This window comes from Bradyrhizobium sp. 197 (genome assembly GCF_023073375.1).
GTDB lineage: Bacteria > Pseudomonadota > Alphaproteobacteria > Rhizobiales > Xanthobacteraceae > Bradyrhizobium.
Map to the genome: position 1 here is coordinate 1 of NZ_JADPJJ010000056.1, position 744 is coordinate 744.

Annotated in this window: 2 protein-coding genes; both read left to right on the top strand. The window is 61.0% G+C overall.

Translation table 11 applies throughout. The features are described 5' to 3' along the window. Positions 1-116: 116 nt before the first annotated feature. Positions 117-296 (top strand): hypothetical protein, encoded by a 180-nt coding sequence (locus IVB27_RS13400; RefSeq protein WP_247341073.1) that lies wholly within the window; start codon positions 117-119, stop codon positions 294-296. Then, a complete protein-coding gene (locus IVB27_RS13405; protein ID WP_247444039.1) occupies positions 293-586 on the top strand; it encodes a hypothetical protein in 294 nt (97 codons plus the stop codon). The genes IVB27_RS13400 and IVB27_RS13405 overlap by 4 nt, the downstream gene beginning before the upstream one ends. Positions 587-744: the final 158 nt, after the last annotated feature.

Genomic DNA, 744 nt, shown 5'->3' on the forward strand with positions numbered 1-744 from the left:
AGGTGCCTGGACCTAGGGGAAGGCCAAGCGTCCTGAGCCTAGGAAAAATCGGCAATTTGTTCTGTTCGCTTTCGGACGGTGGCTATATTGTTCCCTCGGGGAACGGAGTGGCTGCAATGAAAGACATGCAGGCTCAGTTGGAAAAGCTCCGCACGGATGCGGCCGACTGCGCGCTGATCCGGGATCTGGCGACCGATCCAAAGAAGCGCGAACTATTCGCCCGGCTGGCGGAGCACCTGAGCGTGCTCGCCGCCGAGGTCGAGCGTGCGGTTGCGGAGGGTTTGAGCAAGGGATGACCAGAGGCTGGGGGCGGCCTTTCGAAGATCCGATCGAGGTCAACGGCCGCAAGCTGGTGACGCTGCTTGACGCAGGCAACTACGTCGCGGCGCTAGCGAAGAAAGAGCACGCTGCGCCGGAGTGGCAAGCCGCGATGGAGGCGCTGATCTTGATTGCGGAGGGTGGCGGCCCGACCATGTTCGCCCGGATCGGCATCATGCGGGCTCTGAACCGACGCTACGTCGCGGAATTAAACCCGAAGGGCAAAGAGCGGCATTGGGGGCGGCGCAAGCTGAAGAGGGATCAATGACAGAGGCCGCCAACTGAGGCGGCCTTACATGCCTGGGGCCAGGTAGTCGAGAAACCGGAAAAACCCGTAGAGGGTGAGAGCAGTTACAGCCGCGAAAGCGACAATCATCGCCACCCATTCGCGTTTGGAAAATAGATCGAAGTCGAACATGCGAGCCC